Source organism: Pantoea eucrina (genome assembly GCF_002095385.1).
Classification (GTDB): Bacteria; Pseudomonadota; Gammaproteobacteria; order Enterobacterales; family Enterobacteriaceae; genus Pantoea; species Pantoea eucrina.
The window spans coordinates 1-25,442 of sequence record NZ_MIPP01000045.1 but is presented as its reverse complement, the minus strand read 5'-3'; the positions used below and the strand labels follow the sequence as shown (position 1 = coordinate 25,442).

Annotated in this window: 21 protein-coding genes and 1 riboswitch; of the genes, 6 read left to right on the top strand and 15 right to left on the bottom strand. The window is 55.2% G+C overall.

Translation table 11 applies throughout. The annotated features are described in order from the left end of the window. Positions 1 to 262 precede the first annotated feature (262 nt). A complete protein-coding gene (gene purH / locus HA43_RS15995; protein ID WP_094112103.1) occupies positions 263 to 1,852 on the top strand; it encodes a bifunctional phosphoribosylaminoimidazolecarboxamide formyltransferase/IMP cyclohydrolase in 1,590 nt (529 codons plus the stop codon). Positions 1,853 to 1,869: 17 nt separating this feature from the next. Beyond that, the gene (gene purD, locus HA43_RS15990) at positions 1,870 to 3,147 is read left to right on the top strand and encodes a phosphoribosylamine--glycine ligase (RefSeq protein ID WP_094112102.1); all 1,278 of its coding nucleotides are present in this window, start codon (positions 1,870 to 1,872) and stop codon (positions 3,145 to 3,147) included. 34 nt (positions 3,148 to 3,181) lie between these two features. Here purD and HA43_RS15985 read toward each other — a convergent pair whose 3' ends face one another. The 6 genes from HA43_RS15985 to nudC form a co-directional block, all read right to left on the bottom strand. Next, the gene (locus HA43_RS15985) at positions 3,182 to 3,850 is read right to left on the bottom strand and encodes a DUF1481 domain-containing protein (RefSeq protein WP_094112101.1); all 669 of its coding nucleotides are present in this window, start codon (positions 3,848 to 3,850) and stop codon (positions 3,182 to 3,184) included. 68 nt (positions 3,851 to 3,918) lie between these two features. Next, on the bottom strand, positions 3,919 to 4,191 hold the full coding sequence (hupA, locus tag HA43_RS15980; RefSeq protein ID WP_006121511.1) for a nucleoid-associated protein HU-alpha: 273 nt from the start codon (positions 4,189 to 4,191) through the stop codon (positions 3,919 to 3,921). Positions 4,192 to 4,379: 188 nt separating this feature from the next. Next, positions 4,380 to 4,970, bottom strand: a complete 591-nt coding sequence (locus HA43_RS15975) for a YjaG family protein (protein WP_039381849.1) — start codon at positions 4,968 to 4,970, stop codon at positions 4,380 to 4,382. 62 nt (positions 4,971 to 5,032) lie between these two features. After that, positions 5,033 to 5,701, bottom strand: coding sequence for a deoxyribonuclease V (gene nfi, locus HA43_RS15970; protein ID WP_094112100.1), 669 nt, complete (start codon positions 5,699 to 5,701; stop codon positions 5,033 to 5,035). A 2-nt stretch (positions 5,702 to 5,703) separates the two neighbouring features. Further along, positions 5,704 to 6,771, bottom strand: a complete 1,068-nt coding sequence (gene hemE, locus HA43_RS15965) for a uroporphyrinogen decarboxylase (RefSeq protein ID WP_094112099.1) — start codon at positions 6,769 to 6,771, stop codon at positions 5,704 to 5,706. A gap of 39 nt (positions 6,772 to 6,810) precedes the next feature. Next, entirely contained in the window at positions 6,811 to 7,584 is a 774-nt protein-coding gene (gene nudC / locus HA43_RS15960; protein ID WP_094112098.1) for an NAD(+) diphosphatase, read from the bottom strand. An 86-nt stretch (positions 7,585 to 7,670) separates the two neighbouring features. Here nudC and rsd point away from each other — a divergent pair, with 86 nt between their 5' ends. From rsd to thiE, 3 genes are all read left to right on the top strand, one after another. Next, complete coding sequence (gene rsd / locus HA43_RS15955; protein WP_094112097.1) at positions 7,671 to 8,177, top strand: sigma D regulator; 507 nt, start codon at positions 7,671 to 7,673, stop codon at positions 8,175 to 8,177. 78 nt (positions 8,178 to 8,255) lie between these two features. Then, a riboswitch (TPP riboswitch) is annotated at positions 8,256 to 8,356 on the top strand. Positions 8,357 to 8,447: 91 nt separating this feature from the next. Further along, positions 8,448 to 10,382, top strand: coding sequence for a phosphomethylpyrimidine synthase ThiC (gene thiC, locus HA43_RS15950; protein ID WP_094112096.1), 1,935 nt, complete (start codon positions 8,448 to 8,450; stop codon positions 10,380 to 10,382). Beyond that, positions 10,379 to 11,023, top strand: coding sequence for a thiamine phosphate synthase (gene thiE / locus HA43_RS15945; protein WP_094112095.1), 645 nt, complete (start codon positions 10,379 to 10,381; stop codon positions 11,021 to 11,023). Before thiC ends, thiE begins: the two co-directional genes overlap by 4 nt. 161 nt (positions 11,024 to 11,184) lie before the next feature. Here thiE and HA43_RS15940 read toward each other — a convergent pair whose 3' ends face one another. Continuing rightward, positions 11,185 to 12,642 carry an aminotransferase-like domain-containing protein gene (locus HA43_RS15940; RefSeq protein WP_094112094.1) on the bottom strand — a complete coding sequence of 486 codons (1,458 nt, stop codon included), beginning with the start codon at positions 12,640 to 12,642 and terminating at the stop codon, positions 11,185 to 11,187. A gap of 176 nt (positions 12,643 to 12,818) precedes the next feature. Here HA43_RS15940 and HA43_RS15935 point away from each other — a divergent pair, with 176 nt between their 5' ends. Beyond that, entirely contained in the window at positions 12,819 to 13,007 is a 189-nt protein-coding gene (locus tag HA43_RS15935) for a DUF1127 domain-containing protein (RefSeq protein ID WP_094112093.1), read from the top strand. A 60-nt stretch (positions 13,008 to 13,067) separates the two neighbouring features. Here the strand turns inward: HA43_RS15935 and rpoC are convergent, their stop codons facing one another. The 8 genes from rpoC to secE form a co-directional block, all read right to left on the bottom strand. Beyond that, positions 13,068 to 17,291 (bottom strand): DNA-directed RNA polymerase subunit beta', encoded by a 4,224-nt coding sequence (gene rpoC / locus HA43_RS15930; protein ID WP_039381836.1) that lies wholly within the window; start codon positions 17,289 to 17,291, stop codon positions 13,068 to 13,070. Positions 17,292 to 17,369: 78 nt separating this feature from the next. Further along, on the bottom strand, positions 17,370 to 21,398 hold the full coding sequence (rpoB, locus tag HA43_RS15925) for a DNA-directed RNA polymerase subunit beta (RefSeq protein WP_039381834.1): 4,029 nt from the start codon (positions 21,396 to 21,398) through the stop codon (positions 17,370 to 17,372). A 326-nt stretch (positions 21,399 to 21,724) separates the two neighbouring features. Then, positions 21,725 to 22,087, bottom strand: coding sequence for a 50S ribosomal protein L7/L12 (gene rplL, locus HA43_RS15920; RefSeq protein ID WP_009092660.1), 363 nt, complete (start codon positions 22,085 to 22,087; stop codon positions 21,725 to 21,727). A 66-nt stretch (positions 22,088 to 22,153) separates the two neighbouring features. Then, positions 22,154 to 22,651 carry a 50S ribosomal protein L10 gene (rplJ, locus tag HA43_RS15915; protein WP_039381830.1) on the bottom strand — a complete coding sequence of 166 codons (498 nt, stop codon included), beginning with the start codon at positions 22,649 to 22,651 and terminating at the stop codon, positions 22,154 to 22,156. 350 nt (positions 22,652 to 23,001) lie between these two features. Beyond that, complete coding sequence (gene rplA / locus HA43_RS15910; RefSeq protein ID WP_039381829.1) at positions 23,002 to 23,706, bottom strand: 50S ribosomal protein L1; 705 nt, start codon at positions 23,704 to 23,706, stop codon at positions 23,002 to 23,004. A 3-nt stretch (positions 23,707 to 23,709) separates the two neighbouring features. Next, positions 23,710 to 24,138 (bottom strand): 50S ribosomal protein L11, encoded by a 429-nt coding sequence (gene rplK / locus HA43_RS15905; protein WP_013507401.1) that lies wholly within the window; start codon positions 24,136 to 24,138, stop codon positions 23,710 to 23,712. Positions 24,139 to 24,284: 146 nt separating this feature from the next. Next, complete coding sequence (gene nusG / locus HA43_RS15900) at positions 24,285 to 24,830, bottom strand: transcription termination/antitermination protein NusG (protein ID WP_039381825.1); 546 nt, start codon at positions 24,828 to 24,830, stop codon at positions 24,285 to 24,287. A 1-nt stretch (position 24,831) separates the two neighbouring features. Beyond that, entirely contained in the window at positions 24,832 to 25,215 is a 384-nt protein-coding gene (gene secE / locus HA43_RS15895; protein ID WP_071668621.1) for a preprotein translocase subunit SecE, read from the bottom strand. Between the last annotated feature and the right edge of the window lie 227 nt (positions 25,216 to 25,442).

Sequence of the window (25,442 nt, the reverse complement as noted above, 5' to 3'; positions counted from 1 at the left end):
CACGAAAAATGACTGTTCGCTGCATTCCCCAGCAAAAGGGGGCTTTATACCCTGTTACGCACAGTGTTATCCACAAAACAGCGGACAGACAAATTTAAGCGAGCATCGCGCAAACGTTTTCGCTACAATGCCCGGCGACGTCAGGGACGCCCCTTTTGGGGCGTTACATGAGGCAAACGCGTTATCTTCTTTATAGAAGTGCGCTTTCAGCCTGATGTAACGCTCTTATTTACGCGAAACAAAGCCAAGGGATAAAACCACCATGCAACAACGTCGTCCTGTACGCCGCGCTCTGCTCAGTGTCTCTGATAAAGCCGGTATCCTCGAATTTGCTCATGCACTCTCACAACGGGGCGTCGAGCTACTCTCCACAGGTGGCACTGCACGTTTGCTGGCAGATGCAGGCCTGCCCGTCATTGAAGTGTCTGACTACACCGGTTTCCCGGAAATGATGGATGGACGCGTTAAGACTCTGCATCCCAAAGTACATGGCGGCATCCTTGGTCGTCGCGGTACCGATGACGCGATTATGGCAGAACACGCTATCAATCCGATTGATATGGTGGTGGTTAACCTCTATCCCTTTGCGCAGACCGTGGCTAAGCCTGACTGCTCGCTGGAAGATGCGGTCGAGAATATTGATATCGGCGGGCCAACCATGGTGCGCTCAGCGGCTAAGAATCATAAAGATGTGGCGATTGTGGTTAAGAGCAGCGACTACACCAGCATCATTGCAGAGATGGATGCCAGTGATAATGCGCTGACGCCGGAGACGCGTTTTGATCTGGCAATTAAAGCGTTTGAGCACACCGCCGCTTACGACAGCATGATTGCAAACTACTTTGGCACGCTGGTTCCTGCTTATCATGGCGAAACCCGCGCACCCGCCGGTCGCTTCCCGCGCACCCTGAATCTCAACTTCATTAAGAAGCAGGATATGCGTTATGGCGAGAACAGCCATCAGGATGCCGCCTTCTATATAGAAGAAGAGATTGCAGAAGCCTCGGTAGCCACTGCGCAGCAGCTGCAGGGCAAGGCACTCTCTTACAATAATATTGCAGATACCGATGCCGCACTGGAGTGCGTAAAAGCGTTCGACGAACCTGCCTGTGTGATCGTCAAACACGCCAACCCGTGTGGCGTAGCGGTGGGGGCATCTATCCTTGATGCTTACGAACGCGCCTATAAGACTGACCCGACCTCTGCTTTTGGCGGCATTATCGCGTTTAACCGCGAGCTGGATGAGGCGACTGCACAGGCGATTATCAGCCGTCAGTTTGTTGAAGTAATTATTGCCCCTTCTGCCAGTGACGCGGCGCTACAGGTAACAGCAGCCAAACAGAACGTGCGCGTGCTGATCTGCGGTCAGTGGCAGCAGCCGGTTGCCAGCCTGGACTTTAAACGGGTCAACGGCGGTCTGCTGGTACAGGATCGCGACCTCGGGATGATCACCGCCGACCAGCTTCGCGTGGTCACGCAGCGTCAGCCGACTGAGCAGGAGCTGCGTGATGCGCTGTTCTGCTGGAAAGTCGCCAAGTTTGTTAAATCCAATGCCATTGTTTACGCCCGCGACAACATGACCATCGGTATAGGCGCCGGTCAGATGAGCCGCGTTTATTCGGCCAAAATTGCCGGCATTAAGGCGAGCGATGAGGGGCTGAAGGTCACAGGTTCAGCGATGGCATCCGATGCCTTCTTCCCGTTCCGCGATGGTATTGATGCTGCGGCCGCGGCCGGCGTGAGCTGTGTTATTCAGCCCGGCGGTTCTATCCGCGATGAAGAGGTGATTGCTGCTGCAGATGAGCACGGCATCGCGATGATCTTTACCGATATGCGCCATTTCCGCCATTAACAGCTGGAGCAGCAATAATGAAAATTTTAGTAATTGGTAATGGCGGACGCGAGCACGCGCTGGCGTGGAAAGCGTCACAGTCACCGCTGGCTGAAACCGTGTTTGTTGCACCGGGTAACGCAGGCACCGCGCTTGAGCCGGCCCTGCAGAATGTGGCCATCAGCGCGACCGATATCCCTGCCCTGCTCGCGTTTGCGCAGCAGGAGCAGATCGACCTGACGATTGTTGGTCCGGAAGCACCGCTGGTAATTGGCGTGGTCGATGCCTTCCGCGCTGCCGGGCTGAAGATCTTTGGTCCGACGCAGGCGGCCGCACAGCTGGAAGGCTCTAAAGCGTTCACCAAGGATTTTCTGGCGCGCCAGCAGATCCCGACCGCTGAGTACCAGAACTTTACCGAGACAGAGCCAGCGCTGGCTTACCTGCGCCAGAAAGGCGCCCCCATTGTTATCAAAGCCGATGGCCTGGCTGCAGGTAAAGGTGTGATTGTCGCGATGACGCTTGCCGAAGCGGAAGCGGCAGTTCAGGATATGCTGGCGGGTAATGCGTTTGGCGATGCCGGCCATCGTATCGTGATTGAAGAGTTTCTTGACGGTGAAGAAGCCAGCTTTATTGTCATGGTGGATGGCGACCACGTGCTGCCGATGGCTACCAGCCAGGATCATAAACGCGCTGGCGATGGCGACACCGGACCCAACACCGGGGGCATGGGAGCCTATTCACCGGCTCCGGTGGTGACTGATGAGATCCACCAGCGCGTGATGGAACAAATCATCTGGCCAACCGTGAACGGTATGAAAGCGGAAGGCAATACCTATACCGGTTTCCTGTATGCCGGACTGATGATCGACAAAGCGGGTCAGCCAAAGGTCATTGAATTTAACTGCCGCTTTGGCGATCCGGAGACCCAGCCCATTATGCTGCGGCTGAACTCCGATCTGGTGGCTCTCTGCCTGGCAGCGGTCGATGGCACCCTGGATACGCAGAGCTCAGAGTGGGATCCGCGCCCTGCACTGGGTGTCGTGCTGGCTGCAGGCGGCTATCCGGGCAGCTACCGTACCGGCGATCAGATCCACGGTCTGCCGCTTGAAGCCGTGCCGGAAGGTAAAGTGTTCCATGCCGGCACCACGCTGCAGGACGATCGGGTTGTCACCAGCGGCGGCCGTGTGCTGTGCGTGACCGCACTGGGTGAAGATGTCGCCGCCGCGCAGCGCAACGCCTACGCGCTGGCAGAGACTATCTCCTGGGACGGCTGCTTCTGCCGTCGCGACATCGGCTATCGCGCCATCAATCGCTGATATCGACGGGGCACCCTGCTGTGCCCCGTTTCATTTAGCCGCTCAGATCGCTCTCTGTCGGCTGCCAGCTGCACTCATCCTCTGCGGTAACGCGCAATATCTGGATCCCCTCCGGCGCTTCGAGCCATGACACCATCAGCGGCTGAGACCCCTGCTGCTGCTGTGTCAGGCGACTCAGCGTTTCACTGTCGAACGCGACATTTTGCGGGTTATCCGCACAGTCGCGTACCCGATTGCCGCCCAGCCAGTGTCCCTGCTTCAGTAATACCCGGCCACTCAGCAGCGCATTGCTCTGGGCCAGCATACGCTGTGCGTCAAAGCGATAGAGCGCGACGGCATCATCACTCAGCGCTTCGCGCCGCCCTGCCAGCTGCCGCTGCATAAAATTCAGGTTGCCCTGATGATCAAAACGCAGCGTGACGTCATCGGGCTGCTCGCCGGTAAGATGGCGTTCCACGCTCAGCAGCGTCTCATGTTGCCAGATATAGTCTGTTGTTTCGCGCACGGGCGTGCTGAAAGGGTTATAAACGGTACGCAGGTGGATCAGATCGTGGTCGCTGTTTTTGCGCCAGATACGAACCGCGCCGCGATCGGCGAGGTAGCCGCTGGCGGTAAATGCCGGAAGATCAGGCGTGGCGCTGCAGCCGGAAAGCAGGACAGCACAGAGCAGGATACGGATGCGCCGGAAAAGCGTATTCGGCATAGCAGGCTCCGGTAACAAAAAGGGGCGAAATCGCCCCTCTTCTAAAGCTAAACCGCAAGGCGGAAAACTTACTTAACTGCGTCTTTCAGTGCTTTACCAGAAACGAAAGCTGGTACGTTTGCTGCAGCGATTTTGATCTCTTTGCCAGTCTGTGGGTTACGACCGGTACGCTCAGCGCGGTGGTTCACTTTAAAAGTACCAAAACCAACCAGTTGTACAGCATCACCTTCTTTCAGAGACTCAGTGATCGCAGCCAGGGTAGATTCCAGCGCAGCTTTAGCCTGGGTTTTAGACAGGTCCGCTTTTTCTGCGATCACATCAATCAGTTGAGTCTTGTTCATAAGTTATCCTTAAAGTGTATTTATCGCTTGCTAAGCAACGAGTGCGAGGGAAAAGCCATATTCTGGCACTCTTCAGCCTGCACGCACCGATAGCCACAATTTTCAGCCCCCCAAATGTAGACCAGACAGGGGGCTAATGTGAAGCCTCCAGGCGCGCTAATTCAGGCCTGGAGTCACGTTTTATCGCCTTACTGCTGAAAATTTATACCGATGTTACTGATTCCCGCTTCGCGCAGGTCAGAACGCAGTCCTTTGATCAGCTCAAGGTCGCGCTCTTCGCACTCAGCGAGCAGGCGAAAAATCTCCCACTGCATATCCCATTCATCAATCACCGCCTGGTTTTCACGCAGCTCTTCGTCGCTCATTTCGCGTCCGGCCTGCGTCATTTCCAGAATAGCCACGGTGGTGATAGATGTACGACTCACCTCAATCGCGTGCTCCAGCGTTTCACCGCTCAGCATCGCGTGCAGCACTTCGCTTAGTGCTACGCAGGCATCGATGGCCGGATGAACACCGTAAACATCGAAATCATCGCCAGCCGGGATCGCCTCTTCCAGTTTCTCCAGCTGACTGTCGAAATTGATTTTGGCATCTTTCACCGTCAGGCTTTCCCATACCAGATCAAGAATACGGCGATAGAGCTGAGGATCGGCAAATCCGGTCTGTTCGCAGAAGGCCCAGTAATTAGGGAACATCCGCTCGCATAAACAGGCCATGAAGGTCATATGCTGCCAGCTTTCCAGCTTCGCCAGACGCAAATGCACGGGGTTCTGTAACATCAAACTTACTCTCAATAGGTTAGCTGGCGGCAGTGTACCGCAAAAGGCGCGGACAAACAGCGTCAGCGCGCATTTTGCCACTTCACAAAGGCCGGACGCCCTGAGGCGACCGCATCTGCCCAGCGCGTAGGCTCCGGCAAACGGTAGCCGCCCATGCAGGCTTCAACCCAGTGCAGCGCGCTGTCCAGGCTGACACGGTGTCCGGTAGAGATAAACAGCGGGTTACAGCGCGCTTTGCTGCGCCACACCCAGGCAAGCTGCTCACCTTTATCCATCAGCGGCTGCCGGCTACCGGGTGCGGCGTCCAGATCGGCAAAGCGTCCACACAGCCGCTTTTTGGCCACGCCGATAGTGGGAATATCCACCATTGAGCCAAAATGTGCCGCCACGCCGAGGCGCCTGGGGTGCGAGATGCCGTGCCCGTCCACAAACAGCAGGTCGGGCTGCTGCGTCAGCTGCTGCCAGGCCGCCTGCAGCGCAGGTATTTCCCGAAACGAGAGAAAGCCCGGAATATAGGGCATGGTGGTAGGAATGCGCGCAATGCGATGCTCCACCAGCGTAAGTGAGGGGTACTCCAGAATGACGATCGCGGCGCGCGTTACCTCGCCCCCCTGCTCAAATCCGACATCAGCGCCGCCGATAAAGCGCGGCGGCAGAACGTCAAAATCGTCCTGCCGCACCACGTTAGCAGCCAGCGCCAGCTGTTCCTGACGTAATGCGGCTAAATCCATGCTTATTCCTGATGGTATTGACGTGAAAGACGATGCACCGCCTCGACGAACACACCTGCATGTTCCGGCGGCACATCCTGATGGATACCGTGTCCGAGATTAAATACGTGTCCTTCACCCTCGCCAAACCCGGCAAGAATGCTGGCCACTTCTTCTTCAATACGAGCAGGCGGCGCATAAAGCATAGACGGGTCCATATTACCCTGCAGCGCAACCTGGTGACCTACGCGACGACGCGCCTCGGCCATATCCATGGTCCAGTCCAGCCCCAGCGCGTCACAGCCGGTGGCAGCCATCGCCTCGAGCCACTGTCCGCCGCCTTTGGTAAACAGCGTAACCGGTACACGACGGCCTTCGTTCTCACGCACCAGACCGTCCACAATTTTATGCATGTAATTCAGCGAAAAATCGCGGTAGTCGCGTCCGGTCAGCACGCCACCCCAGGTATCGAAGATCATAACCGACTGCGCACCCGCTTTGATCTGCGCATTGAGGTAGAGGATCACGCTGTCTGCCAGTTTATCCAGCAGCGTATGCAGCGTGTGCGGTTCGGCATACATCATCTTTTTGATTTTGGTGAATGCTTTGCTGCTGCCGCCCTCAACCATATAGGTTGCCAGCGTCCACGGGCTGCCGGAAAAGCCGATCAGCGGAACTGCACCGTTGAGGTTGCGGCGGATGGTCCGTACCGCATTCATCACGTAACCCAGCTCCTGCTCCGGATCGGGCACCGGCAGATTATCGACGTCTGCGCGACAGGTAATCGGGCGGGAGAAGCGCGGACCTTCGCCGGTTTCAAAATAGAGTCCCAGCCCCATTGCATCCGGGATGGTTAAAATATCGCTGAAGAGGATCGCTGCATCCAGCGGATAGCGGCGCAGCGGCTGCAGCGTCACTTCACACGCCAGCTCAGCATTTTTACACAGCGACATAAAATCACCGGCTTCAGCGCGCGTGGCTTTGTATTCCGGTAAATAGCGTCCGGCCTGACGCATCATCCAGACCGGGGTAACATCTACAGGCTGGCGCAGCAGGGCGCGCAGATAACGGTCGTTCTTCAGTTCACTCATAATGGGCTCTCTCATGCTAAGGGCGTCAGTGTAGCATTTTCATGCCACGCTGGCGCGACACAGCGCCACGGTGTCCTCAATCAGGCGCCGGGCCACGGTGCCTGGCGGCGGCAGCTGGGGCAGCGCATCAAAGCGATACCAGCCCGCATCCAGCAGCTCTTTTCCATCGTGCTGCAGCTCACCACCCTCATACTCCGCCATAAATGCCGTCATCAGCGAATGGGGAAATGGCCACGGCTGCGAGGTCACGTAGCGCACGTTTTTTACCCGTACGTTACTCTCTTCCATGACCTCACGCGCCACTGCCTGCTCCAGCGTTTCGCCTACTTCAACGAAGCCGGCCAGCACCGTATAGATGCTGTTGCGATGGCGGGCGTGATTGGCCAGCAGGATCTCGTCGCCGCGGCGAATCGCCACAATGATGCAGGGCGCAATCTGCGGATAGTAACGTTCGCGGCAGTGGGTACAGAGGCAGGCAAACTCACGCGGGCTGATGCGCATTTCATGGCCGCAGTAGCCGCACCAGCGGTGGGAACGGTAAAATTCAGCCAGCTGCACCCCCCGGCCGGCGAGCTGAAACAGTCCGGTATCCTGATCGATAACCTGCCGGACCGAGCCCATATTTTCCGGACGCGACGCCTGGATCAGCCAGACGTTTTCGCCCAGCCACTCTCCGATAAGTATGCCGTGCTGACCTGCCAGACCAAAATCTGCCGCTAAGCCGTGCGGCAGCTCACCCTGCGGCAACCAAAGTTTCTGTTCAGAGCTGACAATCCACCAGCCAGCGTCTACGCTTGAGATCTCACGTTGCATCTTATTCGTTGTCCTTAGCGTCGCACGGCACGCTGAAAGTCTGATGTTAAGTGTAATGAACAACTATAACTCACCGGGAGCCTCATATGCTTACCCAGTTAGATAACCTGACCAGGCGTGTCGGTGGCGGTAATGAATTAGTCGATGCATGGTTACGTGCGCGTCGGCATTTGCTTGTCACTTATTATGAATTAATCGGCATTAAGCCTAATAAAGAGGCGCTGACGGCGCTGAATGAGCAGGCTCTGGATGACTTCTGCCACACGCTGGTGGACTATCTCTCAACCGGCCATTTCAGTATGTATGAGCGCATTATCAAAGATCTGCAGGGCGATAGCCCGCTGGTTGCTGCAGCGCATCTCTACCCGGCGCTTGAAAGCAATACCGATCGCATCATGCAGCTGTATGACAGTCATCTGCAGCAGGCGATTACCGATGAAAACTGCGTTGAGTTCCAGCGGGCGCTATCTGAAGTAGGCGAAACGCTGGCGTCACGCTTTTCTCTGGAAGATAAGCTGATTCAGATGGCGTGGGATAACCAGCTGGTTTCTCCGCCTGTTGCAAACGACAGCACTATTGCGCGTCCGGCCTGATCCTGCTGCAGTTGTAAAATCCTTGTTATTCCGTAAAAGCCCACTTATGCTGACCGGGCTTTTATTGTTTTAAACAGAAACACCTTGTCGGAGTGCCCCCCGGGGCTGAGACCGTTAATTCGGGATCCGCGGAACCTGATCAGGTTAGTACCTGCGAAGGGAACAAGAGTAGCTATTATCAGCGCGCGATTGGATTTTACCTGTCTGCAGGCGCTGTTACTCCTTCCGGACTCCGGACAAGCAACTTCCACTGACTTCAGGAATTTTGCTATGTCTGCTGCTAAACCTTCTCGTCGTGAACAGCGCGCGCAAGCGCAGGATTTTATCAACTCGCTGCAGGGCACCGCCTTTCCCAACTCACAGCGTATCTGGATCGCCGGCAGCCGCGCCGACATTCGCGTGCCGATGCGTGAAATCCAGCTCAGCCCCACCCATACCGGCGGCACCAAAGCGGACCCGCAGTACGAAATCAATGAGCCGGTTCCGGTCTATGACACCGCCGGCGCCTATGGCGATCCGCAGGCCACTATCGATGTGCATCAGGGATTGGCAAAGCTGCGCGCCGCGTGGATAGACGAGCGTGATGACAGTGAACCGGTTACGCAGCGCAGTTCCGCTTATACACAGCAGCGTCTGGCCGATGAGGGACTGGACCACCTGCGCTTTGAATCGCTGCCTTCTCCGCGCCGGGCAAAACCTGGCCGCTGCGTCACGCAGCTGTACTACGCCCGTCAGGGCATCGTGACGCCGGAGATGGAGTTTATTGCGATACGTGAAAATATGGGGCGCGAACGCATTCGTAGCGAAGTTCTGCTGCAGCAGCATACGGGCGAAGCCTTTGGCGCGCACCTGCCGGCGAATATCACCGCAGAATTTGTGCGCGATGAAGTCGCCAGCGGGCGCGCCATTATTCCGTCAAATATCAATCACCCCGAATCGGAACCGATGATTATTGGCCGTAATTTTCTGGTGAAAATCAACGCCAATATCGGCAACTCTGCGGTCAGCTCCTCGATTGAAGAGGAGGTTGAAAAGCTGGTGTGGTCCACGCGCTGGGGTGCCGATACCGTAATGGACCTCTCCACCGGCCGCTACATTCATGAAACGCGCGAGTGGATCCTGCGCAACAGCCCGGTTCCCATTGGTACCGTGCCGATCTATCAGGCCCTGGAAAAGGTGAATGGCATCGCTGAAAACCTTAACTGGGAAATTTTCCGCGATACCCTGCTGGAGCAGGCGGAGCAAGGCGTCGACTACTTCACTATTCACGCCGGCGTGCTGCTGCGCTATGTGCCGATGACGGCCAGACGTCTGACCGGTATCGTGTCGCGCGGCGGCTCAATCATGGCGAAATGGTGTCTGTCACATCATCAGGAGAGTTTTCTCTATCAGCATTTCCGCGATATCTGTGAAATCTGCGCCGCTTATGACGTGGCCCTCTCGCTGGGCGATGGCCTGCGCCCGGGATCGATTCAGGATGCCAACGATGAGGCGCAGTTTGCAGAACTCAGAACGTTAGGCGAGCTGACCAAAATCGCCTGGGAGTATGACGTGCAGGTGATGATTGAAGGTCCGGGCCATATCCCGATGCAGATGATCCGGCGCAACATGACCGAGCAGCTCGACCACTGCCATGAAGCGCCCTTTTATACGCTTGGCCCGCTGACCACCGATATCGCACCGGGCTATGACCACTTCACCTCCGGTATTGGCGCGGCGATGATTGGCTGGTTTGGCTGCGCCATGCTCTGCTATGTAACGCCTAAAGAGCACCTCGGGCTACCCAATAAAGAGGATGTCAAGCAGGGGCTTATTACCTACAAGATCGCCGCGCACGCCGCCGATCTGGCCAAAGGGCATCCGGGGGCGCAGATCCGCGATAACGCTATGTCCAAAGCGCGCTTTGAATTCCGCTGGGAAGATCAGTTTAACCTCGCGCTGGATCCGCATACTGCCCGCGCCTACCACGATGAGACGCTGCCGCAGGAATCGGGCAAAGTCGCGCACTTCTGTTCTATGTGCGGGCCGAAGTTCTGCTCAATGAAAATTACCCAGGAAGTGCGGGAGTTTGCGGCGCGCCAGCAGGCTGAGGCACATCCGGTTGAAGTGGCTGAAGCGGGAATGGCAGAGATGTCTGAGACATTCCGCCGCCGTGGAGGTGAACTCTATCATCCTGCTGATGCGATCGGTAAGGAGAAAGCATGACAACCGCGTTTGCTGCTACTGCCCCGCAGCTGGGACTCTATCCGGTGGTTGACAGCGTCAGCTGGATCGAACGCCTGCTGGCCGCCGGGGTACGCACGATCCAGCTGCGCATCAAAGATCTGCCGGATCGGGACGCAGAAGATGCGGTGCGTGAAGCGATTGCGCTGGGCCGGCACTATCACGCACGGCTGTTCATTAATGATTACTGGCGTCTGGCCATTGCGCATCAGGCATACGGCGTACACCTGGGTCAGGAGGATCTGGAGGTGGCGGATCTGCAGGCGATTCAGCAGGCGGGCCTGCGGCTGGGCATCTCAACGCATGATGACGCAGAGCGGGAGCGCGCGGTGGCACTACGCCCCTCCTATATCGCACTGGGGCACATCTTCCCCACGCAAACCAAGCAGATGCCGTCTGCGCCACAGGGAGTAGTCCGGCTGCAGCAACATCTGCCACATCTGCAGGGTATCCCTGCGGTCGCTATCGGCGGCATTTCACTGGCGCGCGTGCCTGAGGTGCTGGCGACCGGTGTCGGCAGTGTGGCGGTTGTCAGCGCCATCATGCAGGCGGCTGACTGGCGCGCGGCCACCGCTGAGCTGCTGCGGCTGGTGGGAAGCGGAACGCCGATCGCAGAGGCCTGAAAATTCGTGTAACCCGCGCAGAAATGGCGCAAGCCAGCCCGCATGGATAGTCAGCAGGCCTCGTCTGCGCGCCGGAAACCGTTACAGTACGTCTGCCCGCTGTGATTTGCAGCGGGCCAGGGCTGGTTCCCCTTCTCTCCCTCCAGCCCTGCCTTTCCGGTTTACTCCGCCAGCAGCTGCTCCGCCTGATGTCTGTCGCTACTGCACGCCTGCATGGCGCGCTCCACCGCCGTTCCCAGCCGCGCCAGCGCCTGCTCCGTCTGTTCATTCATGGGCAAGCCGTAATTGAGTCGCAGACAGTTACGGTATTTACCCGCAGCGGAAAACAGAGAACCCACGGCGACCTGCAGGCTGGCCTCGCGCAGCTCGGCATTAAGCCGCACCGCATCAAACGCCTCCGGCAGCTCAATCCACATCAGAAACCCACCCTGCGGGCGCGATACGCAGATGCCGCAGGGAAAGTAGTGCCGCACCCAGCAGCTGAACGTTTCATAGTTGCGCTGATACACCTGGCGCATACGGCGCAGGTGCGGGAGATAGTGGCCCTGGCGAATAAACTCCGCCACGGTGTGCTGCGGCAGCGTAGCCGTGGATCCGGTGCCGATATATTTCATATGCAGCACCCTGTCGCGATAGCGACCCGGCGCCACCCAGCCCACCCGCAGCCCCGGTGCCAGCGTTTTTGAAAATGAGCTGCAGAGCAGCACGCGGCCATCCATGTCGAGCGATTTGAGCGTGACAGGACGCGGGTAGTCCCATGCCAGCTCGCCATAGACATCATCCTCTATGATGGCGGCATCAACCCGCTGCGCCAGCGCCAGCAGCGCCCGCTTGCGCGCTTCCGGCATAATAAAACCCAGCGGATTATTGCAGTTTGGCACCACCACTACGGCTTTGATTGGCCACTGCTCAAACGCCAGCTCCAGCGCCTCAAGACTGATCCCGGTGACTGAGTCGGTCGGGATTTCAATCACCCTGATCCCCAGTCCGCGCAATGTCTGCATCGTGCCATGAAACGCGGGCGACTCTACCGCAATGATGTCACCCGGCGCACAGACGGCGCGAATTGAAACCGACAGCGCCTCATGACAGCCGGTGGTGATCACAATATCCTCTGCCGTCAGCTGACAACCGCTGTCGATGGTCAGGCGCGCCACCTGCTCGCGCAGGGCGCTGACGCCGAGCAGACTGTCATAGTTGAGCAGTTCAGTCTGCTGTTTCTGCGCCAGCCGGCTCATGATTTTCCACAGCGGTTTCAGCGTGGGCTGCGTCAGATCGGGCATGCCGCTGCCCAGCTGCATCACATCACCGCTGGTGCGGCTGCTGAGGAGTTCCAGCACGGAATCCCACTGCGTAACCTCTACCGGCCGCTGTACCGGGCGCGTCAGCGCAGGCACAGGCGGGGTCGCTTTATGCGTGGCAACAAAATAGCCGGATCGCGGCTGCGGTACGATCAGCTGCTTCTCTTCCAGCAGATGATACGCCTGCTGCACGGTGCTGATACTGACTCCATGCTCGCTACTCAGCGTGCGTACTGAGGGCAGGCGTTCACCGCTGCGATAAAGCCCCTGCTCAATCCGATCGGAGAGCAGGCAGGCCAGATGCTGATAGCGCGTCATTGTATGCTCCTGGTAACAAATCCATCTAAAAAAGCAGTACAGATCAGCGCTACTTTTAGCATTCAGATACGGCAAAACGCAATCTGTATGGTTAATAAACCCTGGATTTGGGTCTGTATGGTTTTGACAGAAAAACGGACAATGCTGCTCAGATACCCCTGTTAAGGAGCGAGAGAATGGAATTTGATCAGAATCGTGCTGCAAAACCTTTCAGCGTAACGCTGCCAGACATGATCCGTGCGGCGCTGCAGATGCTAAAGCAGTGGCGTGCCCGACGCGCGACGCGTCAGATACTGGCTCAGCTCAGCGACAACCAGCTGCGCGATATTGGCCTGACGCGCCACGATGTAAAGTGTAAGCGCTGAGCATCAGGCAAAAAAAAACCCTGCCGGAGCAGGGTTTTTTATCATCGGTGCAGCAGACTATTACTCGTCGTTGTTGCCACCCAGACCAGCGTTTAGCAGCTCAGCCAGGCTTGCAGAGGCTTCATCCGCAGTCACCTGCGGTGCAACCGGCGCTTCACCCGCCTGACGGCGACGCATACGATCCTGATGGTAAGCATAACCGGTACCAGCCGGGATCAGACGACCCACGATAACGTTCTCTTTCAGGCCGCGCAGTTCATCACGCTTGCCTGCTACTGCGGCTTCGGTCAGGACACGCGTGGTCTCCTGGAACGAGGCTGCAGAGATGAACGACTCGGTTGCCAGAGACGCTTTGGTAATACCCAGCAGATCGCGCGCATAGGTTGCGCCGATTTTGCCAGCGGTCTCCAGATCGCGGTTGGAGATCTTGATGCGGGAGACTTCTGCCTGCTCGCCTTCAAGGAACTCTGAGCTACCCGCGCTCATGATGGTCGCTTTACGCAGCATCTGACGTACGATGACTTCGATGTGCTTATCGTTAATCTTAACGCCCTGCAGGCGGTAAACTTCCTGCACTTCGTTAGTGATATAACGCGTTACCGCATGAACGCCACGCAGACGCAGGATGTCGTGTGGTGATTCCGGGCCGTCAGATACGACGTCACCGCGTTCCACGCGCTCTCCTTCGAATACGTTAAGCTGACGCCACTTCGGAATCATCTCTTCGTACGGATCGCTGCCATCAACCGGTGTGATCACCAGACGACGCTTGCCTTTGGTCTCTTTACCGAAGGAGATAATACCGCTGATCTCCGCCAGGATTGCTGGCTCTTTCGGACGACGCGCTTCGAACAGATCCGCAACGCGTGGCAGACCACCGGTGATGTCCTTGGTACCGCCAGATTCCTGCGGAACACGCGCCAGGGTATCACCCGAGCTGATCTTCACGCCATCTTCCAGCTGCACAATCGCTTTACCTGGCAGGAAGTACTGAGCCGGCATGTCGGTGCCCGGGATCAGAACGTCGTTGCCGTTAGCATCAACGATTTTCAGCGCCGGACGCAGGTCTTTACCGCCAGCAGTACGCTCTGCGGAATCCAGTACCACCAGCGATGACAGACCGGTAAGGTCGTCAGTCTGACGGGTAATGGTCTGACCGTCGATCATGTCGGTGAAGCGGATGAAACCACCCACTTCGGTGATTACCGGCATGGTGTGCGGATCCCAGTTTGCTACGGTTTCGCCTGCAGCAACCTGCTCACCATCACCTTTCGCCATCACCGCACCGTAAGGCACTTTATAGCTCTCTTTGGTACGACCGAACTCGTCGATCATCTTCAGCTCAACGTTACGTGAAACGATAACCAGCTTCCCGGAGGAGTTGGTTACTGACTTCGCGTTGGTCAGCTTGATAGTACCTTTGTTCTTCACCTGAATGCTGGATTCAGCAGCCGCACGCGATGCCGCACCACCGATGTGGAACGTACGCATTGTCAGCTGAGTACCCGGCTCACCGATGGACTGTGCTGCGATAACGCCGATGGCCTCACCTTTGTTGATGATGTGACCACGAGCCAGATCGCGACCGTAGCAGTGTGCACACACACCGAAGTCGGTTTCACAGCTTACTACTGAACGCACTTTGATAACGTCAACGGAGTTCTCTTCCACCACGTCACACCAGTGCTCATCGATCAGCGTATTACGCGGGATCAGGATGTCAGCAGTGCCTGGCTTCAGAACGTCTTCAGCCGTTACACGACCCAGTACGCGCTCACGCAGCGGCTCTTTAACGTCGCCACCTTCGATAACCGGCGTCATCATGATGCCTTCGAACGTGCCACAGTCATCTTCGGTAACAACCAGATCCTGCGCCACGTCAACCAGACGACGGGTCAGATAACCGGAGTTTGCCGTTTTCAGTGCGGTATCGGCCAGACCTTTACGCGCACCGTGCGTCGAGATGAAGTACTGCAGTACGTTCAGGCCTTCACGGAAGTTTGCCGTGATAGGCGTCTCGATGATGGAGCCATCTGGCTTCGCCATCAGACCACGCATACCTGCCAGCTGACGAATCTGTGCTGCAGAACCACGCGCACCGGAGTCGGCCATCATGTAGATGCTGTTGAACGAGACCTGCTGCTCTTCTTCGCCGTTACGGTTGATAACGGTTTCCGTCTGCAGGTTATCCATCATCGCTTTAGAGACGCGTTCGTTGGCAGCGGCCCAGATATCGATGACTTTGTTGTAACGTTCACCCGCCGTAACCAGACCAGACTGGAACTGCTCCTGAATTTCAGCCACTTCAGCTTCAGCTTCAGCGATGATTTCCGCTTTCTTCGCCGGGATAACCATATCGTCGATACCGACTGATGCACCTGAACGGGCTGCATAGGCGAAACCGGTGTACATGGTCTGGTCAGCAAAGATAACGGTCGGCTTCAGGCCCAGAATGCGGTAACAGGTGTTCAGCATTTTGGAGATCGCTTTCTTACCCAGCGCCTGGTTGACGATGGAGTAAGGCAGACCTTTCGGTACGATCATCCACAGAATCGCACGGCCAATGGTCGTGTCGATCAGGCTGGTTTTCGCAACGAGCTCTTCCTGTTCGTTTTTCGCATATTCTGTAATACGCACTTTAACGCGGGCGTGCAGCTCAGCCAGGCCAGCGCGATAAACACGCTCAGCTTCTTTCGGGCCGGTCAGCACCATGCCTTCGCCTTTAGCGTTTACTTTGTCGCGGGTCATGTAGTACAGACCCAGAACAACGTCCTGTGAAGGAACGATGATTGGCTCACCGTTCGCTGGCGACAGGATGTTGTTGGTCGACATCATCAGCGCACGTGCTTCCAGCTGAGCTTCCAGCGTCAGCGGTACGTGTACCGCCATCTGGTCACCATCGAAGTCGGCGTTATAGGCCGCACAGACCAGCGGGTGCAGCTGGATCGCTTTACCTTCGATCAGAACCGGTTCAAACGCCTGGATACCGAGACGGTGCAGCGTTGGCGCACGGTTCAGCAGCACCGGGTGTTCGCGGATAACTTCGTCCAGGATATCCCAGACAACCGCTTCTTCACGCTCAACCATTTTCTTGGCCGCTTTGATGGTGGTAGCAAGACCACGCAGCTCCAGCTTGCCGTAGATGAACGGTTTGAACAGCTCCAGTGCCATTTTCTTCGGCAGACCGCACTGATGCAGACGCAGGTATGGACCTACGGTGATAACCGAACGACCGGAGTAGTCAACGCGTTTACCCAGCAGGTTCTGACGGAAACGACCCTGCTTACCTTTGATCATGTCAGCCAGCGATTTCAGCGGACGCTTGTTAGAGCCGGTGATGGCACGACCGCGACGGCCGTTATCCAGCAGGGCATCTACCGCTTCCTGCAGCATACGCTTTTCGTTACGCACGATGATATCTGGCGCAGCCAGATCCAGCAGACGCTTCAGACGGTTATTACGGTTGATCACGCGACGATAGAGATCGTTGAGATCTGACGTAGCGAAACGACCACCATCCAGCGGTACCAGCGGACGCAGATCTGGCGGCAGAACCGGCAGAACGGTCAGGATCATCCACTCTGGCTTGTTGCCAGACTGCACGAACGCTTCCAGCAGCTTGATACGCTTGGTCAGCTTTTTACGTTTGGTCTCGGAGTTAGTCTCGTTCAGCTCTTCACGCAGCTGCTCGCACTCCTGCTCCAGATCCATATTTTTCAGCAGTGCCTGGATCGCTTCCGCACCCATCTTCGCGTCAAATTCGTCACCGAACTCTTCCAGCGCGTCAAGATACTGCTCTTCCGTCAGAATCTGACGTTTTTCCAGGTTGGTCATGCCGCCTTCGATAACCACGTAGGATTCGAAGTAGAGAACACGCTCAATGTCACGCAGTGGCATATCCAGCAGCAGGCCGATACGGGACGGCAGCGACTTCAGGAACCAGATGTGTGCAGTAGGTGAAGCCAGCTCGATGTGACCCATACGCTCACGGCGTACTTTGGTCTGCGTCACTTCAACGCCGCACTTCTCGCAGATAACACCGCGATGCTTCAGGCGCTTGTACTTACCGCACAGGCATTCGTAGTCTTTAACCGGTCCGAAAATACGGGCACAGAAAAGACCGTCACGCTCTGGCTTGAAGGTACGGTAGTTAATGGTTTCCGGCTTTTTAACTTCACCAAAAGACCAGGAACGGATCATGTCTGGCGAAGCCAGCGCAATTTTGATCGCATCAAACTCTTCGGTTTTAGTTTGCGCTTTCAGAAACTTAAGTAAGTCTTTCACGGATTAGCTCCCGTCGGAGTGGAACTCTCAGGGACGCGCACCCGGAGTGCGCGTCCCATAACCAGTACTTGCGAGTGCTTACTCGTCTTCCAGCTCGATGTTGATACCCAGCGAGCGGATCTCTTTCAACAGTACGTTGAAGGATTCCGGCATGCCCGGTTCCATCTGATGGTTGCCATCGACGATGTTTTTATACATCTTCGTACGGCCGTTGACGTCATCAGACTTAACGGTAAGCATTTCCTGCAGGGTATACGCGGCACCGTATGCTTCCAGTGCCCACACTTCCATCTCACCGAAGCGCTGACCACCGAACTGCGCCTTACCACCCAGCGGCTGCTGAGTAACGAGGCTGTAGGAGCCGGTCGAACGGGCGTGCATCTTGTCATCAACCAGGTGGTTCAGTTTCAGCATGTACATGTAACCTACGGTTACCTGACGCTCAAACTGCTCACCGGTACGGCCATCAAACAGCGTGATCTGACCAGAAGAAGGCAGGCCGCCGAGCTGCAGCAGCTCTTTGATCTCGCTCTCTTTCGCACCGTCGAACACTGGCGTGGCGATTGGCATACCTTTTTTCAGGTTCTCTGCCAGACGCAGCACTTCATCGTCCGAGAAGGTGTTCAGATCAACTTTCTGACGCACGTCGGTGCCCAGATCGTAAGCACGCTGGATAAACTCACGCAGTTTGGCGACTTCTTCCTGCTTCTTCAGCATCGCATTGATCTTCTCACCAATGCCTTTCGCCGCCATACCCAGGTGGGTTTCCAGAATCTGACCGATGTTCATACGCGATGGTACGCCCAGCGGGTTCAGTACGATGTCAACCGGCGTGCCGTTTTCGTCATAAGGCATATCTTCGATCGGGTTGATCTTAGAGATAACACCTTTGTTACCGTGACGGCCTGCCATTTTGTCACCAGGCTGGATCTGACGTTTAACGGCCAGATAAACCTTAACGATCTTCAGCACGCCTGGTGCCAGATCGTCGCCTTGGGTGATTTTGCGACGCTTCGCTTCGAGCTTCTTCTCAAACTCGTGCTTCAGCTCATCATACTGTCCGGCCAGCTGCTCGAGAGTATTCTGCTTCTCTTCGTCAGTCAGGCCCAGCTCCAGCCAGCGCTCGCGCGGCAGCTTGTCCAGCTTGTCCGCTTCAACGCCGCCTGCGATCAGCACAGCCTGGATACGGCTGAACAGACCCGCTTCGAGGATCTGCAGTTCTTCAGACAGGTCTTTCTTCGCCTGCTTCAGCTGCATCTCTTCGATTTCCAGCGCGCGCTTATCTTTTTCCACGCCATCGCGGGTAAAGACCTGCACATCGATAACGGTACCAGAGACGCCATTCGGTACGCGCAGCGACGAGTCTTTCACGTCGGACGCTTTTTCACCGAAGATAGCGCGCAGCAGTTTCTCTTCTGGCGTCAACTGGGTTTCACCTTTAGGCGTTACCTTACCGACCAGAATGTCACCGCCGGTTACTTCTGCACCGATATAGACGATACCGGATTCATCCAGCTTGGAGAGCGCAGCTTCGCCGACGTTCGGGATGTCAGCGGTGATCTCTTCCGGCCCCAGTTTGGTGTCACGGGACACGCAAGCCAGTTCCTGAATGTGGATCGTGGTGAAACGGTCTTCCTGCACTACACGCTCTGAGACGAGGATGGAGTCTTCGAAGTTGTAACCGTTCCATGGCATGAACGCCACGCGCATGTTCTGACCCAGCGCCAGCTCACCCAGATCGGTGGATGGACCATCTGCCAGCACGTCACCGCGCTCGATTGGCTCACCCAGAGAGACACACGGCATCTGGTTGATACAGGTGTTCTGGTTTGAACGGGTGTACTTGGTCAGGTTGTAGATGTCGATACCGGCTTCGCCTGCGTACATCTCTTCTTCGTTAACTTTGATAACGATACGGGATGCATCTACATACTGTACGGTACCACCACGTTTCGCGACGGCAGTTACACCGGAGTCAACCGCTACTGCACGTTCCATACCGGTACCTACCAGCGGCTTATCAGCGCGCAGAGTCGGGACCGCCTGACGTTGCATGTTCGCACCCATCAGGGCGCGGTTAGCATCATCGTGTTCCAGGAACGGGATCAGTGACGCACCGACAGAAACCACCTGCTGGGTGGAAACGTCCATGTAGTCAACCTGATCGCGGCTGAACAGGCTCGATTCACCTTTACTACGGCAGGTGACGAGATCGTCAACAAAGCTACCATCATCAGCAAGGTTGGTGTTCGCCTGAGCGATAACGTAGTTACCCTCTTCAATCGCAGAGAGGTAATGAATTTCGTCACTCACTTTGCCATCAACAACGCGACGGTATGGTGTCTCAAGGAAACCATATTCGTTGGTCTGCGCGTAGACAGAGAGTGAGTTGATCAGGCCGATGTTCGGGCCTTCCGGCGTTTCGATTGGACATACGCGACCGTAGTGAGTCGGGTGTACGTCACGCACTTCAAAGCCAGCACGCTCACGGGTCAGACCGCCTGGGCCCAGAGCAGAAATACGACGCTTATGCGTAATTTCAGACAGCGGGTTGTTCTGGTCCATAAACTGAGACAGCTGGCTGGAACCAAAGAACTCTTTTACTGCGGCTGAAATCGGCTTGGCGTTAATCATGTCCTGCGGCATCAGCGTATCGAGATCGCCCAGTGACAGACGCTCTTTCACTGCACGCTCAACGCGAACCAGACCTACGCGGAACTGGTTCTCAGCCATCTCACCGACAGAACGGATACGACGGTTACCAAGGTGATCGATGTCATCCACTTCACCGATACCGTTACGGATACCGATCAGCTTCTTCATCACCTCGATGATATCTTCTTTGCTCAGGATACCTGAACCTTCGATCTCATCACGCAGCAGAGAACGGTTGAACTTCATGCGGCCGACCGCAGAGAGATCGTAACGATCTTCAGAGAAGAACAGGTTCTCGAACAGGTTTTCCGCTGCTTCACGCGTTGGCGGCTCGCCCGGACGCATCATGCGGTAGATCTCAACCAGCGCGCTCAGGCGATCGTTGGTTGGGTCAACACGCAGGGTCTCGGAGATATAAGGGCCGTGATCCAGATCGTTGGTGAACAGGGTTTCGATGCGCTTGTGGCCCGACTGGCTCAGTTTTGCCAGCAGATCCAGTGACAGTTCCATGTTAGCCGGAACAATCAGCTCACCGGTGTTCAGATCGATGTAGTCTTTAGCAACGACTTTACCGGCGATATATTCAACCGGGACTTCGATATGCTGAACGCTATCTTTTTCCAGCTGGCGAATATGACGCGCAGTGATGCGACGACCTTTCTCAACGTAGACCGTGCCGTTGGCTTCGATATCAAAGGAAGCCGTTTCGCCACGCAGACGCTCAGGCACCAGTTCCATCTGCAGCTTGTTGTCGCGGATTTCAAAGACCACTTTTTCGAAGAACAGATCGAGGATCTGCTCAGTGGTGTATTCCAGCGCGCGCAGGATGATACTGGCCGGCAGCTTACGACGACGGTCAATACGGACGAACAGGTTATCTTTTGGATCGAACTCGAAGTCGAGCCATGAACCACGGTAAGGGATGATACGTGCGTTATAAAGCACTTTACCGGAAGAGTGCGTTTTACCCTTATCGCTGTCAAAGAACACGCCAGGACTACGATGCAGCTGAGAAACGATAACACGCTCAGTACCATTGATAACAAAGGTACCGTTGTCAGTCATGAGTGGAATTTCACCCATGTAGACTTCTTGTTCTTTGATGTCTTTAACGGTGCCTTCCGGCGCTTCGCGCTCGTAGATCACCAGACGCAGTTTCACGCGCAGCGGTGCCGAATAGGTCACGCCACGGATCTGACATTCAGTTACGTCAAAGACCGGCTCACCCAGGCGATAGCTGACATACTGCAATTCAGAGTTGCCGCTGTAGCTCGCGATTGGGAACACGGAACGGAAGGCTGCTTCCAGACCGTATTGGCCTTCTGGATCTTGCTCGATGAACTTCTGAAACGAGTCAAGCTGGATAGAAAGGAGATAGGGAACATCCAGAACTTGTGGACGTTTACCAAAATCCTTACGAATACGTTTTTTCTCGGTATAGGAGTAAACCATAGGGTTCCTCAGCTAGCTGACAAGTCGACCCACGCTGTCCGTCCTGACGGGACAGTTATGCAACACTATTTTTGTTTTTCATGCGATGCGTGGCACCCCATGCAATACATCTTTCTATCACTCTTAAATCATTTCATCGCTATTGTGCCGGCAGGGAACCTTCACAGGAGAGCGGTATATTAAGGCGTCGATAGAAAAAGATATTGAAGAGAAACAATGGATAAACAGTGCGAAACGCCATCGTTCCCCTGTAGCGCAAAAAGGCTGGTGACCAAAAAGTCACCAGCCATCAGCCCGATTACTCAGACTGCAACCCTAAGGTTGTCTTACTTAACTTCAACTTCAGCGCCAGCTTCTTTCAGAGCAGCTTCAAGTGCAGCTGCGTCATCTTTGCTGATGCCTTCTTTGATCACGCCAGTCGCTTCAACCAGATCTTTGGCTTCTTTCAGGCCCAGACCAGTTGCAGTACGTACTGCTTTGATTACTGCTACTTTGTTCGCGCCAACTGCTTTCAGCACAACGTCGAACTCAGTTTTCTCTTCAACAGCTTCAGCCGGGCCAGCAGCTACAGCTACAGCAGCAGCAGCAGAAACGCCGAATTTTTCTTCCATAGCAGAAACCAGCTCAACTACTTCCATTACGGACATAGCTGCAACGGCTTCCAGGATTTGATCTTTAGTGATAGACATGTCGATTGTTCCTAAAATTCACAAAAAGTTTATACGTAAGCAGGTACGAAGGAAAAGAAAGAGGCCTTAAGCCGCTTCTTTTGCATCGCGTACAGCAGCCAGAGTGCGAACCAGTTTGCCAGCAGCGGCTTCTTTCATGGTCGACATCAGACGTGCCAGTGCTTCTTCGTAAGTCGGCAGAGTTGCCAGACGGTCAATATTGGCCGCCGTGATCAGCTCACCTTCAAAGGCTGCAGCTTTGACCTCAAATTTTGCATTCGCTTTCGCGAACTCTTTGAACAGACGAGCAGCAGCGCCCGGGTGTTCCATAGAGTATGCAATCAGGGTCGGACCAACAAACGTGTCTTTCAGGCACTCGAAAGGAGTACCTTCAACGACGCGGCGCAGCAGGGTGTTGCGAACAACACGCATGTAAACGCCAGCTTCACGACCTGCTTTACGCAGTTCAGTCATTTTATCAACGGTAACGCCACGGGAATCCGCAACAACCGCTGAAAGCGCGCCTTTGGCTACTTCGCTAACTTCAGCAACAATCGCTTGTTTGCCTTGAAGATTTAATGCCATTAGCTTTGCTCCTGGATTTGACCGGGAAAAATTTCCCGGAACTCACTTCACCTGACTGCCCGAAAGCAGCAGGCGCTATTACACGGTGAGCAGAATCCAGTGAAGAAATAAATCTTTTTGGTTCTGTCACCGTCTACGCAGGATATTAAGCAGAGTTTCCGAAGAAAGTTCCGCTCCTGCGGTCTTGGACGGAGGCCAGGATTAGGCCTGGCTCCAACCTTAGCCACTGTATTTTAATGCGTTACCGCATTAAGCCGCAGCGGCTATGAATTTGGGTTCTGAGAACAGTGTTCATTCAGAACAACGGGCGTAAGATTCTAGATGAATTTTTCGCCCGTTTCAAGCAGCAATTAGTTTGCTACTGCGTTCAGACCAGCCTGGTCAACGGCAACGCCGGCGCCCATGGTGGTAGAGATGCTGACTTTCTTGATGTACACGCCTTTAGCCTGAGCAGGTTTTGCTTTTTTCAGCGCGACCAGCAGAGATTCCAGGTTTTCTTTCAGTTTGTCAGTATCGAAGTCCACTTTACCGATGGTAGTGTGGATGATGCCGTTTTTGTCGTTACGATAACGAACCTGACCCGCTTTAGCGTTCTTAACCGCTTCAGCAACGTTTGGCGTTACAGTACCAACTTTCGGGTTTGGCATCAGACCACGTGGGCCCAGAACCTGGCCCAGCTGGCCAACAACGCGCATTGCATCCGGAGATGCGATAACGACGTCAAAGTTCATTTCGCCTTTTTTGATCTGATCGGCCAGATCTTCCATACCTACCAGCTCAGCGCCAGCTGCTTTAGCAGCTTCAGCGTTTGCGCCCTGGGTAAAGACAGCAACACGTACTGAACGACCAGTACCGTGTGGCAGAACGGTTGCACCGCGTACGTTCTGATCAGATTTACGTGCATCGATGCCGAGGTTAACAGCAACGTCTACGCTTTCTGTGAATTTGGCAGTAGCCAGTTCTTTCAGCAGAGCAACAGCTTCGTTGATGTCGTACTGTTTAGTTGCATCAACTTTGTCACGGATCACGCGCATGCGCTTGGTCAGCTTAGCCATTTCTTAATCCTCCACTACCAGGCCCATGGAACGAGCAGTACCTTCGATAGAGCGAGTCATCGCTTCTACGTCAGCACCAGTCATGTCCGCAGCTTTGGTTTCTGCGATTTCACGTACCTGAGCACGAGTTACTTTACCGACTTTGTCTTTGTTCGGCTTACCAGAACCAGACTTGATGCCCGCTGCTTTTTTCAGCAGTACGGCAGCCGGAGGCGTTTTGGTAACGAAGGTGAAAGAACGGTCGCTATATACAGTGATAACAACTGGAGTAGGCAGGCCTTTCTCCAGAGATTCTGTTTTGGCGTTAAACGCTTTACAGAATTCCATGATGTTAACACCCTGCTGACCCAGAGCCGGACCAACCGGTGGGCTCGGGTTAGCCATACCAGCTGCAACCTGCAGCTTAACGTAGGCTTGTACTTTCTTGGCCATGATAATTCCTCTATTGGGTATAGCGCCTGAAAACAGGCTCCCCGTGGTAACGATTTACCCGCCGTTGCCAGCGTGTAAAAACAAAAGGCGCGAAATTATAGGTAAATTTCGCGCCTTCTGCAAGAGTCAAAAAGTGAACAAAAGGGTTAACCTTTCTCCACCTGAGCAAAATCAAGCTCAACCGGTGTTGCACGACCAAAGATAGAAACCGACACTTTCAGGCGGCTCTTCTCATAGTCAACTTCTTCGACCACGCCGTTGAAGTCAGCAAACGGACCGTCGTTGACGCGTACCATCTCGCCTGGCTCAAACAGCGTTTTCGGACGCGGCTTATCACCTACCTGCTGCAGGCGGTTCATAATCGCATCAACTTCTTTGTCACTGATTGGTGCAGGACGGTCAGATGTACCGCCAATGAAGCCCATTACACGCGGTACACTGCGTACCAGGTGCCAGCTGGCGTCATTCATCACCATCTGTACCAGGACGTAGCCAGGGAAGAATTTGCGCTCGCTTTTGCGACGCTGACCGCCACGGATTTCAACGACTTCTTCAGTCGGCACCATGACGTCACCAAACAGTTCTTCCATGTTGTGCAGTTTGATATGCTCTTGCAGCGACTTCGCTACGCGGGCTTCAAAACCGGAGAACGCCTGAACGACGTACCAGCGTTTTTTTGGAGCTTCAGACATCTCAGAACCTCAGGCCAGTAATAAACGATACCAGACGGACCAGAATACCATCCAGCCCCCACAAAATCAGTGACATCACGGCCGTAACCGCGGCAACGATTAGCGTGGTATGTAAGGTTTCCTGACGGGTTGGCCAGATAACCTTGCGCATTTCGGTTCTTGCTTCACGAGCAAAAGCCACGGTTGCTTTACCTTTGATAGTCAGTAAAGCGATGCCACCCGCAGCAGCGATCAGCACTACTACAGCCAGCGCACGTAAGGGCAGCGTAATATCGCGATAGAGATAGTTACCCACAATGGCAACCAGCAGTAACGCAACCACAGCTACCCACTTTATCGCTTCCAGGCCGCGCCCGCTCCCTTGAGCTTCGGTATTCGCACTCATAAACCAACCTGCCACAATAATTCAGAAACTATTCTGCCCCGCGTATAGGCGAGGCATCCAAACCGAATGAGCTGTTGGGCATAACTCGGTCTCCAGCGCTGTAAAACAGAGCCTGTCTCAGCAATGATTATGATTGAAAATCACTGATGAGCCAGGTTCTAAGTGACAGCGTGCAAAAAGGGCATCAAATGATGCCCTTTTCATGCGCATTGCGTCAAATACTATCG